Annotated in this window: 11 protein-coding genes and 1 pseudogene; 3 read left to right on the plus strand and 9 right to left on the minus strand. The window is 57.5% G+C overall.

Annotated elements, in window-relative coordinates; genetic code table 11:
• Positions 1-7: 7 nt before the first annotated feature.
• From ACEVBK_RS19520 to ACEVBK_RS19555, 8 genes are all read right to left on the minus strand, one after another.
• Positions 8-400: an ATP synthase subunit I gene (locus ACEVBK_RS19520; RefSeq protein ID WP_375056532.1), complete on the minus strand. Its 393-nt coding sequence runs from the start codon at positions 398-400 to the stop codon at positions 8-10.
• Between the two features lie 190 nt (positions 401-590).
• A complete protein-coding gene (locus tag ACEVBK_RS19525) occupies positions 591-1,496 on the minus strand; it encodes a ParB/RepB/Spo0J family partition protein (RefSeq protein WP_375056533.1) in 906 nt (301 codons plus the stop codon).
• Positions 1,493-2,296, minus strand: a complete 804-nt coding sequence (locus ACEVBK_RS19530) for a ParA family protein (protein WP_202088512.1) — start codon at positions 2,294-2,296, stop codon at positions 1,493-1,495. Before ACEVBK_RS19530 ends, ACEVBK_RS19525 begins: the two co-directional genes overlap by 4 nt.
• A gap of 9 nt (positions 2,297-2,305) precedes the next feature.
• Entirely contained in the window at positions 2,306-2,929 is a 624-nt protein-coding gene (rsmG, locus tag ACEVBK_RS19535) for a 16S rRNA (guanine(527)-N(7))-methyltransferase RsmG (protein WP_375058611.1), read from the minus strand.
• Positions 2,930-2,937: 8 nt separating this feature from the next.
• Complete coding sequence (mnmG, locus tag ACEVBK_RS19540) at positions 2,938-4,827, minus strand: tRNA uridine-5-carboxymethylaminomethyl(34) synthesis enzyme MnmG (protein WP_375056534.1); 1,890 nt, start codon at positions 4,825-4,827, stop codon at positions 2,938-2,940.
• Between the two features lie 490 nt (positions 4,828-5,317).
• Positions 5,318-5,764: an FMN-binding protein MioC gene (mioC, locus tag ACEVBK_RS19545; protein ID WP_375056535.1), complete on the minus strand. Its 447-nt coding sequence runs from the start codon at positions 5,762-5,764 to the stop codon at positions 5,318-5,320.
• Between the two features lie 328 nt (positions 5,765-6,092).
• A complete protein-coding gene (locus tag ACEVBK_RS19550; RefSeq protein ID WP_375056536.1) occupies positions 6,093-6,803 on the minus strand; it encodes a general secretion pathway protein GspB in 711 nt (236 codons plus the stop codon).
• Positions 6,787-8,490, minus strand: a complete 1,704-nt coding sequence (locus ACEVBK_RS19555) for an AAA family ATPase (RefSeq protein WP_375056537.1) — start codon at positions 8,488-8,490, stop codon at positions 6,787-6,789. The genes ACEVBK_RS19550 and ACEVBK_RS19555 overlap by 17 nt, the downstream gene beginning before the upstream one ends.
• A gap of 143 nt (positions 8,491-8,633) precedes the next feature.
• Between ACEVBK_RS19555 and ACEVBK_RS19560 the strand changes: the two genes are divergently transcribed.
• Positions 8,634-10,028 carry a sigma 54-interacting transcriptional regulator gene (locus tag ACEVBK_RS19560; protein ID WP_375056538.1) on the plus strand — a complete coding sequence of 465 codons (1,395 nt, stop codon included), beginning with the start codon at positions 8,634-8,636 and terminating at the stop codon, positions 10,026-10,028.
• 774 nt (positions 10,029-10,802) lie between these two features.
• Positions 10,803-13,442 (plus strand): Ig-like domain-containing protein, encoded by a 2,640-nt coding sequence (locus tag ACEVBK_RS19565; protein ID WP_375056539.1) that lies wholly within the window; start codon positions 10,803-10,805, stop codon positions 13,440-13,442.
• A 52-nt stretch (positions 13,443-13,494) separates the two neighbouring features.
• Here the strand turns inward: ACEVBK_RS19565 and ACEVBK_RS19570 are convergent, their stop codons facing one another.
• Positions 13,495-17,046 (minus strand): collagen binding domain-containing protein, encoded by a 3,552-nt coding sequence (locus ACEVBK_RS19570; RefSeq protein ID WP_375056540.1) that lies wholly within the window; start codon positions 17,044-17,046, stop codon positions 13,495-13,497.
• A 970-nt stretch (positions 17,047-18,016) separates the two neighbouring features.
• On the opposite strand from ACEVBK_RS19570, the pseudogene ACEVBK_RS19575 reads away from it, so the two are divergent.
• Positions 18,017-18,076, plus strand: a pseudogene (locus ACEVBK_RS19575) (hypothetical protein); the annotation flags it as partial.
• Positions 18,077-18,217 lie beyond the last annotated feature (141 nt).

Genomic DNA, 18,217 nt, shown 5'->3' on the forward strand with positions numbered 1-18,217 from the left:
TGTTTTCCTAGTAACGGTTGTTGAGAGTGAATGAAAGAATCCACTGCATCAGCAATGCTAGGGCGTAAGCCGTGTACAGGGGAGCATGAAGCACCTCCATGTACTTGAGCACTATCACGAACAACAAGATAGTACTGCCCAGCTTAATCCCTGCCCCGCTGTAAAAGTCCGCCACAACACTGCGCGGCGTGGCGTTGTCGGTGCTATGCATCAACACCCGCACACTGAACAGACATTGGGGGACCCAGTAGATTCCGCCCCCTATGAGGGCGGAACGGGCGGCCATCTCACCCTGCCGATAAAAAAACAGGGTGGCGACGGCCACCACCAGGAGCAATTGGCAAAACAGAATCACCAGCGCCGTTTGTCTATCGCTTAGGAGCCACTTCTTCTGTTTCACAACAACTCCTGACACAGTTAGGGGCTTGTTGGCCACACCGAGGTGTTGTCATATAAGCCCCAAAAAAGCAGGTCAAATTATACCCGTGAACGGCGCAAATGCAATTACAGGAAATCCTTATTTTTAGCGGCTTTGCGCGATTTTTCCGACCATTTACAACGGGTTAAACTGATTGAATGTTTACTACATCTCAGAGATCCGAAATATCATCAAAACCGAAAAATTGGCCAATTTTATCCAGTTCACTCAATGAGTTGTATGAAATCACCAGTTTTCCCCTTTCTTTATGGGTCGACTTGATTTCTACTTTTGTTCCTAATTTTTCACCAATTCCCTGTTCAAGCTGGTTCATCAGCAAGGATCTGGGCTGCTCAATTTTCTCTTTCTTCGGAGTAATCGTCTGTTTGACCAGTTTCTCGGTTTCTCGCACCGTCAGCCCTTTCTGCGCCACCAGCCGGGCCAGTTCCGTCTGCAGCTCACCACTCAGGGCCAGCAGGGCGCGGGCATGGCCCATTTCCAGCGAACCATGCTCCACCAGTTGCTTGACCTCGTCGTTGAGCTGGTTGAGTCGCAGCAGGTTGCTGACGGTGCTGCGGCTCTTGCCCACGGCTTCCGCCACCGTCTGGTGGGTAAAGCCGAACTCTTCGATCAACCGGCTCAGGGCGCGAGCCTCTTCGATCACATTGAGGTCTTCCCGCTGGATATTCTCGATCAGGCCGATGGCCATGGCCTCACGATCTTCCACCGCCTTGAGCAGGCAGGGCACCTGGCTCAGACCAGCCAGGCGGGCGGCTCGCCAGCGGCGCTCCCCGGCCAGAATTTCATAACCTCCGGACTCCAGCGGGCGCACCACAATCGGCTGAATAATCCCTTGCTGACGGATGGATACCGCCAGCTCTTCCAGCGCCACCTGGGACATGTCCCGCCGAGGCTGGTACTTTCCGGGTTGCAGTTCGTTCAGGGCCAGGCTCAGCAACTCACCGTTGGCGCCGGGCCGGGAATGGATCTCGGCCTGGTGCTGGCGCAGGTTGGCCGCAGAACTGGTGCTGAGCAGGGCATCCAGGCCCTTGCCCAGGCCACGTCGTTTCATGGTCATGCTGTTTGTTCCGAATGTTCCGGGGAGTTCGGCTCCAGTTCGGCCCGGCGCAGGATTTCGCCGGCCAGGGCCAGGTAGGCTTTGGCTCCCACCGAAGACTTGTCGTAATACATGGCCGGAGTACCGAAGCTGGGGGCCTCGGCCAGGCGTACATTGCGCGGGATCACGGTGCGATACACCTTGTCGCCGAAATGAGATTTAAGCTGATCGGACACCTCATTGGACAACCGATTACGGTGGTCGAACATGGTCCGCAAAATACCTTCGATCTTGAGCTCGGGGTTGACCACCGCCGCCAGCTTGCTGATGGTATCCACCAGGGCCGTCAATCCTTCCAGCGCAAAGTACTCGCACTGCATGGGTACCAGCACCGAATCCGCTGCCGACATGGCATTGACGGTCAACAGGTTCAGCGAGGGCGGACAATCGATGAAAATATAATCATAGTAGTCGCGTACCGGCGCCAGGGCAGTGCGCAGCCGTACTTCCCGGGCAAAGAACTCCATCAGCTTGATTTCGGCGGCGGTGACATCACCGTTGCCGGCAATCAGGTGATAGCCGCCGCTGGTTTCCCGTTCTACCGCCTGTTCGACGGGCACCTCGTCTACCAGCAGCTCATATGCCGTATTGGCAACCTGATATTTGTCGATACCGCTGGCCATGGTGGCATTGCCCTGGGGATCCAGGTCAATCACCAGTACCTTGCGCTTGGTGGCGGCCATGGACGCCGCCAGATTGACACAGGTCGTGGTTTTGCCCACCCCACCTTTCTGGTTGGCAATGGCGATCACTTTTCCCACCGGAAACCTCTACTGGCTGGCTTGTTGAATGACCACCAAATGGCGGTCCCCTTCCTGCTCGGGTACGGTCAGCGGATAAACCCGGTCCAACGCGAGATGAGCAGGCAGTGATTGTAACTCCTGCTCGGGATATTGTCCTTTCAGCGCCAGAAAACGCCCGTCCGGCCCCGGCAGATGAGCGCACCAGCTTAGCATGTCGTCGAGGGAAGCAAAGGCCCTGCTGAGTACCCCATCGAACTTTTGCTCCGGGTTGAATGCTTCCACCCGGCTCTGCACCGCCTCCACATTGGTCAGGCCGAGGTGATGCACCGCCATGCGGATAAAGCGGATACGCTTGCCCAGGCTGTCGAGCAGCACGAACTGTTTATCGGGATTGACAATGGCGAGCGGCAGTCCGGGCAGGCCCGGTCCCGTTCCCACATCGATGAAGCGTTCGCCCACGAGGTAAGGGCTCACTACCAGGCTGTCCATGATATGCCGTGCCAGCATGGCTTGCGGATCCCGCACCGAGGTGAGGTTATAGGCCTTGTTCCACTTGTGTAGCAGTGCCACCAGTTCGAGCAGTTGCTCCTGTTGCTCGGGGCTTATCTGCAGGCTGGTCTGGGCCAGCAGTTGTTGGAGTTTTTCCCGCATCATGACCCTCACGCCGACTTGCGCAGCAGGCCGCGCTTTTTAAGATGAACCAGCAGGATCGAGATGGCCGCGGGGGTGACTCCGGAAATACGCGATGCCATCCCCAGGGTTTCTGGCTTGGCCTGGTTGAGCTTGGCGATCACTTCGTTGGACAGGCCGGGAACCTCCTTGTAATCCAGATCCAGCGGCAGCCGGGTGTGTTCGTTGCGCAACTGCTTTTCGATCTCGTCTTTCTGCCGCTCGATATAACCGGCGTACTTGATCTGGATTTCCACCTGTTCGGCGGCCTGCTCGTGCTCGATGCCGGGGCCGATGCCTTCCACCGCCATCAGGCCGGTGTAGTCCAACTCTGGCCGGCGCAGCAGCTCTTCCAGATTGTGTTCCCGGCTGAGCGGGGTTTTCAGTTTTTCGTTCAGGGCCGGTGCGGCCGTATGCCTGGGGGTGATCCAGGTTTCCCGCAGGCGCTGGGTTTCCCGCTCGATCCGCTCCAGCTTGTCACTGAACAGGGCCCAGCGCTGATCGTCCACCAGGCCGAGCCGGCGGCCTTCTTCGGTCAGGCGCAGATCGGCGTTGTCTTCCCTCAACAGCAGCCGGTACTCGGCCCGGCTGGTGAACATGCGGTAGGGCTCCCGGGTACCCAGGGTGGACAGATCGTCCATCATCACGCCCAGATAGGCTTGATCCCGGCGCGGAGACCAGGCTTCCCTGCCGAAAGCGCGCAGGGCGGCATTGAGACCGGCCAACAAGCCCTGGGCACCGGCTTCTTCGTAACCGGTGGTGCCGTTGATCTGGCCGGCGAAGAACAGGTTGTGCAGGCACTTGTTTTCCATGTTGGTCTTAAGATCCCGGGGATCGAAGTAGTCGTATTCGATCGCATAACCGGGACGGATGATATGTGCCTGCTCGAAGCCCTTGATCGAACGCACGATCGCCAGCTGCACATCGAAGGGCAAGCTGGTGGAGATGCCGTTTGGATAGAGCTCGGTGCTGGTCAGTCCCTCCGGCTCCACGAAGATCTGATGTGAGATCTTGTCGGCGAAGCGCATGATCTTGTCTTCGATCGAGGGACAATAACGGGGGCCGATCCCCTCGATCACGCCGGCGTACATGGGGCTGCGATCCAGGTTGTTACGGATCACCTCATGGGTTCGCTCGTTGGTGTGGGTGATGTAACAGGGCACTTGGCGGGGATGATCCGCACGGCTGCCGATGAAAGAGAACACCGGGGCAGGATCGTCGCCGGGCTGAGGTTGCATCACCGAAAAGTCGACACTGCGGGCATCGATCCGCGGCGGGGTACCGGTCTTGAGCCGATCGATCCGCAGGGGCAGCTCACGCAGTCGGCTTGCCAGGGCGATCGACGGAGGATCACCGGCCCGGCCTCCCTTGTAGTTGTCCAGGCCGATATGGATCAGGCCATTCAGGAAAGTACCCACGGTCAGTACCACGGTTTTGGCACGAAACCTGAGTCCGGTCTGGGTCACGACTCCCACCACAGTATCGCCTTCCAGCAGCAGATCGTCGCAGGCCTGCTGGAAGATCTTCAGGTTGGGCTGGCTCTCCAGACGGGTTCTGACCGCCTGCCGGTATAGCTGGCGATCGGCCTGGGCACGAGTTGCCCTGACCGCCGGCCCTTTGGAAGCATTGAGAGTGCGAAACTGGATCCCGGCTCGGTCGGCAGCCTGGGCCATGATCCCGCCCAGGGCATCGATCTCCTTGACCAGATGACCCTTGCCGATACCGCCGATGGCCGGGTTACAGGACATTTGCCCCAAGGTATCGATGCTATGGGTCAATAACAGGGTGTTTGCCCCCATACGAGCAGCGGCTGCGGCGGCTTCGGTGCCGGCATGGCCGCCTCCCACTACGATGACGTCAAACCATTCTTCATATTGCATAACAGATACTCTTGAAACGTGCAGGTGTAAGGATCCCGGAGGGCGAATATTTTAGCTGTTTTAGCGGGTGGATGGAAACCGGATCAAGGGGATCGGAATGATCCTTAATAGATCTTAGATCTCTAGATCGATCTTCTGTTGGATCTATTATTAGTCTCGTCCAGATCTGTGAATAAGCGTTTTTTGATCTTTAAGATCATGCGGTTAGTTAAGATCATTTGATGTGGAAAACTGCCCGTGAGCCGGCCGGGGACCGGTGGGTAACCCCTATAGTTATCAACAGATGCTGGCGATGAATTATTTGATAAATAGGATAACTATAGGTTTAACACCGGTTTCAACGGTAGTTATCAACATGCCCTGTTTTTTATCCGGGTGACCATTGAATGGATCTTGCAATGAGATCTGTTGATAACTTGGTGGAAAGAAATATTCCGCTCCAGGGATCCTGGGGCGGAATGATCCGTGAAGAAGGGGGCGGCGCGAGGATCTAGCGCTGGGATAGCGACCGATCCAGCCAGAGGCCGGCGATCTCCTCCGGCAGATCCGGGCGGCTGACATCGATTTCCAGTCGATCGGCGATCCGCTTGGCGCCACAGTCGGTCAGCCGTTGATCCAGTAAACGAATGGCGTGACAGAAGGTATCATAACTGGAGTCACCGAGACCGACGGCCAGAAAGGCGAGGCCAGCCAGGTTGGGCTGCTGTTCGAGCAACTGCCGGTAAAGGGGCTGGATATTGTCGGGCAGATCGCCGGCACCATGGGTGGAGCAGACCAAGAGCAGATAGTGATCGGGTCTGATCAAGATGTGATCAAGTTGGGGAGAAGTGTGGATAACCGCCTGATGACCCTGTTGCCTCAGGGTGTCGGCCAGCACATCGGCCAGATCCTCGGCATTGCCGAGGGTTGAGCCGACCAGCAGGGTAAAATGACTCATAGCTTTCCTTGGAGATGAAAAGACAACCATTGTAGGCGTCCCTTTCGGTGGCGCAAAGTGGCAGGCGATGCGGTTCATTAAGATTACAGGCCGCTTAAATAGCTGTTCTGAATGGTAGGTCTCTCCCGGCAGCGACCAGGTTCCACTAAGCAGACCCTTCGCGCCAGGGATGGCGCGAAGGAGCCTCATGGCTGGGTTTACGGCGTGCTTGCGTATGGGGCCCGGTTGATGCAGCGATATTAGAATCAGTTACTTAAAGCACATCTCCGCCAAGCGGAAATCCGTGGCAGGCAGTGGGATTATTACATTTTCCACGCCTCACGCTCCGTCAGCCTCCCACCGAATACAGATGAAACTCCTGTCCTTCAAAACTCAGAATGACGCCCTTGGGCGTGATGCTCCGTACTTGCAACGGCCCCAATTGTTGTCCTTCACGTAGCATGTGGCCGTTGATGTTGGCCATTCGACCGGCCGGCGCCGCCGAATAAATGTGTACTGAAAGGATCAGGGCGGGCAGCCGGGTTCTGACACTGGCAGGTAATTCACGCAGGTCCGGCACGCCCGGATTGAACTCCGGCGCGGGGGGCTCCCGGGTTACCGTCGGGGAAGAGACGACCGGGAGGGGGGGCGCCGAGGCCGGGGCGGGAACCGGCTCGGGCATGGTAAGGCTGAGGGCGGGGGGATCATCCACCAAAATGCGCACCGGAGCAGAGTCGATAATGATGGGCTCTCTGTGCGGCCGAGGGCTCTCCGAGGGACGCGGCGCGGGCGCGGCACCGCTTTCCTGCTGCGGACCTGGTGACGAGAATACCGGCCCTGGCGGAGATTGCAGCCATCTTGAGCCAAGCTTACCCAGGCCATAGCCGGCGAGCAGGGCTACAACCAGCCCCGCCAGCAGCCACCACAGCCTGCGGCGGTAAAAAGGAGGGGCACTGGTTGGTCCGGCTGGGGGCACTGGCTGCAGGGTCATGCCTGCCGTCGGCAGGTGCCGGCTGCGTTGTCGTTCCGATTGTTTTAGTGCATCAAGGATATACGACACTGGTGTTCTCCTGTTGGCCACTGAGCCTGGGCAGGCCATCGAGCAGGCTGGCACTGAAATAGATGCCGGTTTGCGGACCAAAGACGCCATCGGCGGTCAACCCCTTGCTGCGCTGAAATGCCCTGATATCACCGGCCAGTATTTCGTCATAGCGTTGATGCTGCCGACGCGGTGCCCGCCCTTGCCAGGAGGCCAGGTGCAGCTCAAGCCAGGCCACGGCTTCGCCGCGACTGCCCGGATACAATGGTGCCTGGTACCGGGGCGGGGGCTGCCAGAGCAAGACATAGCTGCCGGGCCAGCTGGCCGCGAGCTCGGCCAGGGTAATTTTCTTGACCTGGCCGCCGAGCATGACGTCCGCCTGCTCGTTATCGATGCGGGTCAGGGTGGCATAGACGGCTCCCTTGTCGGGATGTTCCAGGCGAAAGACCGCTGGGTGGTTTTGCTGTTGCAAGGTTGCCAGGTCTCCGTCCTGAAAGGCGCAATCCAACTGGTGCAGGCGGGCGAAGCGACACACGACCGGATGCTCATTCGGGTTGTAATCCAGCCCCCACAGGGAAAACAGGTGCTGGTAGGCCATGACCTGGCTGATATCGGTATCCAGGGCGGCGGGCCATTGCCAGAATTCCGGTTCTTGCTTTTCGGGCTGAGTAAGCTCCGGCTCGACAACCGGGGAAGCCGTAATAACCTTATCGGCCGGCTCCGCCTCTTCAGGCGGGGAGAGGGGCGGACTATCCGGATCCGCGCCGGCCGAGGATACCTGCGACAGCTGGGGAACATTGGCACGCGGCAACCACTGTTTCACATCCAGCAGCCACACGGCGGCCAGCAGTGCCGCTAGGCATGCGGCCAGGGCCCATGTCCGCCAATGCGGACCGGCTCCGGGACGGCCCAGCACCTCGGTGGCGGCCCGGTTCATGGTCTCCAGATCCACCCTGGGCAGCCGTTGCACATAGGCACCGAGCAGAGCCCGGTCACAGATCACGTTGATCAGCCTGGGGACGCCGCCGGTCAGACGGTAAAGCCGGCGCAGGCTGTTGGGATGAAACAGAGAGGCTTCTATGCCCGCCACCGACAGGCGATGGGCGATGTAGGACTGCATTTCGGTAAAGGTGAGGGGAGCCAGATGATAACGGGCGGTGATCCGTTGGGACAGCTGGCGCAGCTCCGGCTGTTTCAGCTTCTCGGCCAGTTCCGGCTGGCCCAGCAGGATAATCTGCAGCAGTTTGTGGGTATTGGTTTCCAGGTTGGTCAGCAGCCGGATTTGTTCCAATACCTCGGTCGACAGATTCTGTGCCTCGTCGATGATCAGCACCGCCCGGCGGCCATGAGCATGGGTATCGAGCAGGTGATGGTTGATGGCGTCGGTCAGTTGTTTCAGGTTGGCCCGTTCCGGCACCGCTATGTTCAACTCCTGGCAGATGGCGGCCAGCAGCTCCAGGGCGGTGCACTTGGGGTTAAGGATAAAGGCCAGATCGGTGTGCTCCGGCACTTGCTCCAGCAGGCAGCGGCATACCGTGGTTTTACCGGTGCCGACCTCGCCGGTGAGCAGTACAAAGCCGCCGTGGCTGCTGAGGCCATATTGCAGGTGGGCCAGTGCTTCCCGGTGCTGTTGGCTGAGATAGAGGTAACGGGGATCCGGGGCAATGGAAAAAGGCAGATCGCTCAAGCCGAAATAGTTGCCGTACATGATGACCATCCTTGGGGGCATGTACTTCTTAATATAGAAGCCGAATGCCCCTTCCGGCCAGCTGGCAGCCGGGCTTTTTCCGGGTATTCAAACCGGCTTGTACTAAACTAGTTGTTATCTGTTCCAGGACGGGCCACAGATCAATGACAACGGAATCAAAACACCAAAGCAGGGCCGGCGACGCCAAAACGGCGCCGAGAAAGGTGCTTTACCTTCATCTTTCCCCTTATCAGCATGAAGACATTCCCGACTTGCTTGATGACTGGCAGGTGATCCGGGCCGACTCCATCCCGGAAGCGAAAGCCGCATTGTATGAATGCAAGTTTCAGGTGGCCCTGGTGCGCTTCGGCGAGCTCGATGATGAGCAGCAATTGGCCTTTGAACAATTGGTGGAAGAATCGCCGCCACTCAACTGGATTGCCCTGATCGAGGCGGATAACGTCGACAAGGGCACTTTCAGCCAGTTGATCCATGATTACTTCTTCGACTATTACACCCTGCCGCTGTCAGACAAGAATCCTTATCTGGCCGCCACCTTGGGCCACGCCTATGGACTGGGGCAGTTGCGGGAGTTTGAACGTGAACAGCGACGCTATCGGGAAGAGTGCCAGATGGTGGGGGCCAGCCCGGCCATCATGCTGGTGTTCAGCCAGATCCGCAAGGTTGCGGGGGTGGACGCCACCGTGCTGATCACCGGCAGCAGTGGTACCGGCAAGGAGTTGATTGCCCAGGCGATTCACCAGCGATCCCGGCGGCGGCTGGGGCCTTTTGTGGCGCTTAACTGCGGCGCCTTGCCGGAACACCTGGTGCAGGCGGAGTTGTTCGGCCACGAGAAGGGTGCCTTTACCGGCGCCCACTGTCGAAAAATAGGGCGTATCGAAGCCGCCATGGGCGGCACCCTGTTCTTGGATGAAATCGGGGATCTGCCCCTGCCGCTGCAGGTGAACCTGCTGCGCTTCCTGCAGGAAGAAACCATAGAGCGGCTGGGGGGCAACGACACCCTGTATATCGATGCGCGGGTGATTGCGGCTACCCACAAGGATCTGCAGGGGGAGGTCAAAGCTGGGGAATTTCGGGAAGATCTTTACTACCGGTTGAACGTGCTCAGCATAGAGGTGCCGGATCTCAAGGAGAGAGAAGGGGACATCGAGTTGCTGGCCAACTTCTTCTTCAGGAAGTTCACCGAGGGGCAGCACCACAAGGTGCGGGGCTTCAGCCGCAAGGCGATTGCCGCCATGAACCATCACGACTGGCCGGGTAATGTTCGGGAGCTGATCAACCGGGTGCGCAAAGCCATTGTGATGACCGAGAACCGGCTGATCACCGCCGCCGATCTGGGGCTGGAAAATGCCGAGACCACTCAGGTGCTGCCGACCCTGGAACAGGTTCGTGATCAGGCCGAGCTACAGGCCATCAAGCGCGGCCTGCTCCATGCCCGCAACAATGTGTCTTCCGCCGCCCGCCTGCTGGGCGTTTCGCGGGTGACCCTGTACCGGCTGATGGAGAAGCATCATTTGCTGGATTCAAAGAAAGGTTGAGCCTGTTTCTTCCCATTTACACTTTTGAGATATAGGTATTTTTGCAGAAAGCGTAAAGTGTTTGATTAGGCTGTAATTACTGGAAATGGTGTAAAAATTGCTTTGTTTACGGATAGTGTAGCTACTGCAACAAGGCAAAGGCTTTACACCATGAAGCATACGAGAACGAAGCAAACATCGGAAACCGGCTGTGGCAGCAAGAGGCTCTGCCGAGTCTGCTATTACTGCGGAAACCGTACCTTTTGCCGTTATTATCCCCGCTGCTATTGTTGTCGTAAAATAGATCTGTGGGATGAACTCTGATTCATTCAACTCCCTTCTTGATGGCTTCTTCCATGCCATTACCCTCTTGGGCCCTGCAGGACCGTCTTTTTATGCCTAGATCGTGTTCCAAATGAAAATATCCATGACAGAAACTGACTTTATATTGATTTTTGTAATGTCGGTAAAAGCCCAAGTGGTTAAAAAATAAGCGCATCAATTAATGCCACTAATATCCTAGACTTAACATTTTTTTATCATTCTCAATAGGCTCCTTTTGTTTCTTATTTGGATTGTGTGCGCTTTTTTATATCAATATGGAATAAAAAAATCGTCAAATCCCCGTGCTATAGTGCCCGCCGCCCGGTTAAAGGATAACCATTTGAGTTTCTTTCTGCCGGCATGAATCAAATGCAGCTTGGCTGCCATCTTGGTAAGCAATGCGTTACTAAGGATTTGAATGACCCCATTTAAGGGGCAGGGATTTTTGTGCTTAATTTTTGGGAGAAACCGATGCGCCTCTCCAGGCCTGCTATTGTCCATTTTCTGGCGGCCGGCGGTATTGCCGCTGCGCTGAGCATTTCATTACCCGCTCTCGCCGCACCGGATCATGATGATCATCAACATCCGTCCCACCGCCATAAAGCCCCGAGTGAACCCAAACGTTTGGCCATGGCGCACACCCTGTCGTTGAACAATATGGCGAAAGCGGGGAGGAGACTGGACGACAACCTGATGCTGTCTCTGGTTGAAGAACGTCGACAACTGTTGCTGACGCTGGCCGAGCAGGCGCCGGCAGAGGTGTTTCCGGTGTTATTACCGGCGGGCAAGGTAAAGGGCATGCCTGCTCGGATACAGGAAAAGCTTGAGCAGAAGCACCTGGTTGAGGGCGTCATCGAGCAGAGCTACCTGGATTTTGAGGATGGCAGCCACCAACTGAGACATCACCTTGTTACGGATATGGGGGAACGGGTAGGCCTGCATATGGATGTTGCCCAAGGCGGGCTGGAAACCGGAAAACGGGTGCAGGCCAACGGACTGCTGATCAGCGGCAAGGGGCAGACGGAAGACCAGCTGTTTGTGACCGAAGCCGAGCAGAACCTGCTGTTTTTGGCCCAGGATGGCGGTACCGATGGAGGCAGCAATGGCGGTGATGCCCTTGCCGGCTCGGCGGCCATGGGAGAACAGAAAACCCTGGTGCTGCTGGTCAACTTTGCCGATGACACTTCCATGCCCTGGACCCGGGAGCAGGTCGGCTCGGTGGTGTTTGATGAAACCGATCGGTTTATTCGCGAGAACTCCAATGGCCGAACCTGGCTCAGCGGCAATGTCGAAGGTTGGTTCACCCTGCCCCTGAGCAAGAGCAGTTGTGTGTCCGGTGATATTATCCGTGAAGCGCGGAATCAGGCCGAGGCGGCCGGTGTGGATCTGGCCGCCTACCATCGTTTTATTTATGCCTTTCCCTATACCACGGCCTGTGCGTTTTCCGGTTCCGCCTCCGTGGGGGGGGACACCTCGTCCATGTTGCTGAATGGCCGTATGTACTGGAACCTGGTGGCGCATGAATTTGGCCATAACCTGGGGCTGGGGCATGCCCACGGCCTGGAGTGCGGCGCCGAGGTGATCGGCAGCAACTGCCAGCATGTGGAGTACGGTGATGGCGTGGACGTCATGGGTGCCGGCAGGGGACACTACAGCCCGTTCCAGAAAGAATGGCTGAACTGGTTCGATGCCGACGAGATGATCACCGTGACCGAAAGCGGCCAGTACGTGCTGGAAGGCTATGCCTCCGATCGCCCTGGACCCCGGGTCTTGAAGATACCGCGCGGCGTGGATGACAAGGGCAATCAGTCCTGGTACTACGCGGAATTCCGTGAGCCCGCCGGGTTCGACGCCGTGCTGGCCTCCAATGCCAATATTCAGAATGGCCTGGTGGTACGTACCGGGGTGCAGGGCCAGAGGGGGTCCAATTACCTGCTGGATATGACGCCCGGCAGCCGCAGCGGTAATTCCGACTTCAGCGATCCGGCGCTGGAAGCGGGGCTGCTGTTTGCCGACGACCAGGCCGGGGTCAGTGTCAGTACCGAGTGGGTCGACGGTAGTCGGGCCGGCGTTTCCGTCTGGCTGAACGGCAGCGGCCAGGGCAGTGTTTGTCTGCCCTCTGCGCCTACCCTGAGCATCAGCCCGGGAGAAAGCCAGTGGGTGGCAGCCGGTACCCGGGTGACCTACAGCGTCAGCCTGACCAATAACGACAGCAGCGGTTGCGGCAGCAATACCTTCAACTTTCACACCCAGGGGCCCGATGGCTGGTCTGCCTTCACCCTGAGTGGCAGCCTGATATTGGAACCGGGTGAAACTCAAACGACCAGCCTGAGGGTGACTTCGGATACCAGTGCCGCCCCCGGCTTCTACGATATTTGGGTGACGGCACAGAGCGGTGCCCATGGTCAGCCGGCCCGGGTCACTTACGTGGTAGACGGTGACATGGTCGAGCCGGCCCCTGAGCCCTCCGAGCCGGTGAATACTCCGCCGGTAGCAGTCAACGACGACGCCAGCACCCAGCAGGATAGCGCCGTGACCATCAAGGTACTGGCCAACGACTCCGATCCCGATGGCGATGCCATCGGCGTGAGTGCCATCAGCGGGGTCAAGAATGGCACCACCAGGCTCAATGCCGACGGTTCCGTGACTTTTACTCCCGCCAGCGGCTTCAGCGGTACCGCCGGCTTCAACTACAGCATCTCCGATGGTCGGGGCGGTAGCGCCAGTGCCAGTGTGACGGTCACAGTCGATGCGGTGCAGTCACCGGAGCCAGAGCCGGAAATAAAAAATCTCCCCCCGGTGGCGGTGGATGACAGCCAGGTACTGACCAGCCCGGAGCCGGTAAAGATAGCCGTGCTGGCCAACGATTATGATCCGGATGGGGACCAACTGACGGTGGTGTCGGTGACGCAGGGTTCGCGTGGCCATGTCACCATCAATGGCGACGGTACCCTGAGCTACAGCCCCAAGAACAACCTGAAGACGACGGACAGCTTCGGCTACACCATCTCCGATGGCCGGGGAGGTAGTGCCAGCGCCACCGTTTATATAGAACTGCAATCGCCGGAAAGCAGCGGTTCGACCGCCAAGGGCAACGGTCGCAATAAATAGCGGCATAAAAAATGCGGCGGGCCCGAAGGTCCGCCGCTGTGCTTATGCTGCTTTAGTGGCAGATATTGTTGTTATAGTCATCCAGTATGCCATGCAGGTTGATGGCTGCACTGTACTGGGGATGCTTGCTGCCGACCTTGCCGGACTTGCCGTCGTAGCCCACGGCGATCAGCAGGGCGTCGGCGGCGGCGATGGTCGCGGCCGTGTCGGCACACTGGCTGGCGCCGGCCGCGATATTGGCCTTGGCGGCCACCAGGGAGCGGGCCAGCTTGAAGTCGGCAAACTGGGCCATTACCCGGCCGTTTTGCAGGCTGCGGTGCTGCAGTACCTTGACCGCATCTTCGCAGTTATCCAGCAGAACATTGCCGGCGCTGATTGGCAGTACATCTTCCAGCAACCAGTAGCCATTGGCCGAGCCGCCGTTTTTATCTGCGGTGTTGGCTTGACCACCGTTGGTGCACCGGTTCCAGTTGCTCCAGTAGCCGGGGGTGCGGCGATCGCCTTCGGGTTTGACGTTGTCCACCATCAGATGCAGGGTGTCGCCCGGTTCGACCACCAGGTCGGTACCCGCCCCGAAGTCGATGCAGCGGTTGCCCAGATCTTCCGGCGGAACATTGTCAGCATCGGGATTGTAGGGAGTCAAGGGGACGCCATCCACGGACCAGTCGGCTGTGGTACCGGGAGGGATGTCCAGTTCGCACAGGGTATAGGTGCCGTCGGCTTCCAGCTTGATGCCGCCGAAGGTGAGCAGGCCATCCAGTTTGCCCAGGGTATTGTCGCTGGCAAGCAGGGTGCCGCCGAAGCCATCGGGGCCTTCATACAGCCTGAAGTTGACGTCCATGGCCGGGTTGACCACGCCGTTGAACAGCTTCAACAGATCCACCATGATCCGTTTGGTGTTGGTAAAGGTACAGACCACGGTTTCGCCGTCGTCCACGCTGATGGTGGCGGTGCGGCTGGCCAGATCGGTCGAGGTACCGACATTGTTGACGCCGGACTTGGGATCCTCACACTCCAGCTCGGTCAGGTCATAACCGATCAGGGTCGGATCCAGCTCGGTCACCTGGTAGACGCCGGGTTCCACAATATTGAAGAAGTGTGAAACAGAGACGCCTTCGGTCACTGTGGTCAGCTCGAAGTTGCCGGTGCTGTCGGCCGAGTCGACATTGTCTTCATAATCGAAGGTGTCGACGCCGCCAATCGAGATTTTCCTGATCTCGATAAAGCCGGGGGCTGCCAGTTTTTCGTTGGTGAAGGTACAGGTGACCACGGCGCCCGGTGCAACCGCTACATCGAATACCGAGAGTTGACCCAGGTTGACCTGGCCGGTTTCCACATCGTTTTCGTCCTTACAGGCGATGTCCACCAGGCTGAAGTTGTTGGCGCTGGGGTCGGCTTCGGTCAGGTCATAGGAGCCGGGCTTGACCTCGTAGCTCTCAGATACCGGGGTATTGAAGGCGGTGGTGGTCAGGTCTTTCAGCAGCAGCTCCTGGGCATCGCTGTCGGCGGTAAAGTGGAAGGTGCCGTTAGGATCCAGGTTCAGGTTGCCTGTCACCACTTTTTCCACGATCAGGGTGCTGCGGGCGGTGTTTTCAAATTCACATGCAAACACCTTGTCGGCATCGGCGGGCAGGTTGACGCTGAAGCTGCAACTGCCCAGGCTGCCGTCGTGGTTGGTTATCCTGGTCAGATCCCAGCCATCCTGCTCGGTTTCCACTATGGTGTAGTTGCCTTCGCCCAGCAGGGCGTCGAACAGTATCATGCCTCCGGCTGTTGTCTTGGTTTCATTCACGCCGTTACCGCTCAGGGTGAACTCCCAGCCGTCCTCGAACCCGGCGGGAAGGGTGACCTTGACCACTTTCGCCTTGGCCGGCACGGCGTTATTGAGGAACTCGACCATGCCGAAACAGGCGGGCAGGTCTATGCTCACTTCCTGGTTATTTTGCTGCACGGCAAAACCGGCGGCGGGCTGCTCGATCACCTTGTAGTCGCCGGGTTCCAGCCCGGAAACAGTGGCGGACTTGTTGGTCTCGCCGGCGTTGAAGGTGATGGAGACGCTGTCGACCAGGATTTCATCCTTGTAGACATCGAACCAGAAGGTGGCGCTTTCCGCTCCTTGCAGTATGTTGGCGATGGACTTGTCGATGGTCAGCTCGACTTCGGCCTCGGCGGTGATGCCTACGCTAAAAGTGGCCTCTTTTTCGAAATCATCGGAGCCGAGCAGGGTGGCGGTATCGGACAGGGCCGCGCCGGCGGTGATGATCCTGGGTTCATCCAGGTGCACCGTTTTCTTGAAGACGGCGAAGCCATTGCCGAACTGCGGATCCGAGGTCCAGGTCGAGCTGGTAACCCCAACGGTCGGACCGCTGAAGCTGCCGGTGGCGCCGTTGATTTGCACCACGGAGAAGCTCAGGCCATTGCCGGTGATATTTTCCACATCGGTAATAATGGCGCTGTCGTTCACGGTGTTGCCGCTGGGGATGATATCGGTGGAGGCTTCCGCGGTCAGTTCACCGAATATTTCCTCCTCGGGGAAGATGGGATCCTCATAGGTGGCCACGGCCTCGTCCCGCAAGCCGGTGACGCCTGCATCCTCTTCCGATAGAATCAGGGTATGAGTCTGGGTCAGGCTGCCGCCCGCCGGAATAACTGCAGGGTCAAAGACCTTGGTGTCCAGGATCACTTCACCGGCGCCGAGGTTACCGTAGATGGTATCGGTCAGCTCAATAATGATGTTCCGGTGCGAGGGATTGACGGCGGTGATATTGGTGACAATGGTGACGTTGCCGCCCTCGGTTTCCATTTTGGTCCAGGTAACGGTAATAACGGTATCCTGACTTAGCTCGTTTTCCTCGCTGCAGGTATTGAAGAAATGCAGGTTGGCCGGATCCGCATCCTTGACGATGTTCCAGGCAAAGAAGGTGTCCTTGGTGGCGGACATGGTTTTATCCAGGGTCTGCGGCAGTATCTCTTTTACCGGAATGGAGATATCCCGATTACCCACACCGGCAGTACCCAGGTTCTCATTGAGGGTATTGGAGTGCAGCGAGGAGCCCGGATAGAGGTGGGAACCCAGCGCCAGCCGTTGTACCCAGTCGAATACGCAGGTGGTGCCCTTGTCTTGGGTTATCTCTATATGCCGGTAGATACTGGCATCGTTGGCGGTTTTCAGCATGTCACCAGCGGAGATCTGGCAACTGGCGTGGGACAGGGCGGTATTGACCACCGGCACCGAGATAAAGTCCCAGCCGATGGCGACGCCGCCACTGACGGATCTTTCGTGATCGCCGGCCACAACCAGGTCATAGGTGGTGGTGGCCGCGGTCTGACTGCCCAGGGTGGTGGTCAGGCGGTGGGGCACCAGATCCAGCTCGTTCCAGCCCTTGCCCAGGTTACCCGTGGTGTACTCGCTGTCGTTACATATGAAGCCACCCGGGGTTGGGATATAGCTGTCGGTGCTGCCTTTGCAACCCTCGAAGGTGAGGTTGACGTGCTGTGGCGCTATGGCGTAAGCCTGGTAGCTGATAAACGTCAGCATCAGCAGGGCGAGCAGATGCAGCAGCCCCCTGAACGACGTTATACAGCGTGGTAGTAAGCTGTTCATGTCCTTTCTCCTTTGATGTGATCTAGGACTTGAAATAACAATTCCGGCTCTGTGGCATGGATATACCGCAAGGGTCGGCACTCATGTGTTGTGCTTTATCTCCTCCCTTCATTCCGCCGCCCGAACCTTGCGTATAGCAGCAGAGGCTTCCGGGGATGTTCTGGCTAAAGAGAGATACCTGAAGAAAGCATTATTCATGCCTTGCATTCAAGTCATTGAAAAGCAATGTTTTTTTTGCTTTTTTGTGCGATGTGGTGCGAATAAGTGTTAGGCTGCTGTTACAGTTGGAGGGAGGGGGGATATAAGCTGTTGAGTTTTCAGATAAAGGTAATATCCATCACTGTATGGTTTGCGTTACAAACGCGGTTCGTTTCCATTTTATTATTGGCTTAAATTAAAGGTTTTTCGTTTGAATACGGTCATGACAAAAGCTGACATTGGTATTGTCCGATAAATGATTGTTTAGTTTGTGGGGGAGTGGTGTAAGCTCGCTTAATGTATTATTGATATCAATGGTTTAAGTTTTATCTTATATCCAAAAGAATCCTTTTGTTGTCCAGCTTTTGGTCTTTTTAGAACTGTAGGTAATAAAAAAGGCCAGGTCATCATGCTATATTTCCCGCCGCTTGGTTGAAAGAGCATCATTTGAGTTTGCCCTTTCTTCAACAAATGTTATGCAGCCCTCAAGGCTGCTGTTTTTTAAGTAATTCGCAATAAAATACTCTAATGGCTCCATTTAAGGGGCAGGGATTTTTGTGCTTAATTTTTGGGAGAAACCGATGCGCCTCTCCAGGCCTGCTATTGTCCATTTTCTGGCGGCCGGCGGTATTGCCGCTGCGCTGAGCATTTCACTACCCGCCCTTGCCGCGCCAGAGCATCATGCTCGCGGCTTTGCCGATATAAAGGTTTCGGCACAGCTAAAGGCCGGTAAAGATGCCGAAGAGCAAACCCGGGCGCTACAGGCCCAAGTGCAGCGGTGGCAGTCAGCTGCCGGAGGGGAAAAAGCAGCAGCCCGGGCCCGGCTGTTTGAGCTGGCCGAAACACGCCGGGGGACGTTGCTGGAGCTGGCCCGTTCCCAGCCTAAAACGGCGTTGGGCCTGCTACTGGCCGAGCCGCAGCAGATGCCGGCGGAAGTCAGGGTGTTGCTGGAGCGGAGCGTCGAGCTGCAGGG

It is taken from the genome of Zobellella sp. DQSA1 (assembly GCF_041950555.1).
GTDB lineage: Bacteria > Pseudomonadota > Gammaproteobacteria > Enterobacterales > Aeromonadaceae > Oceanimonas.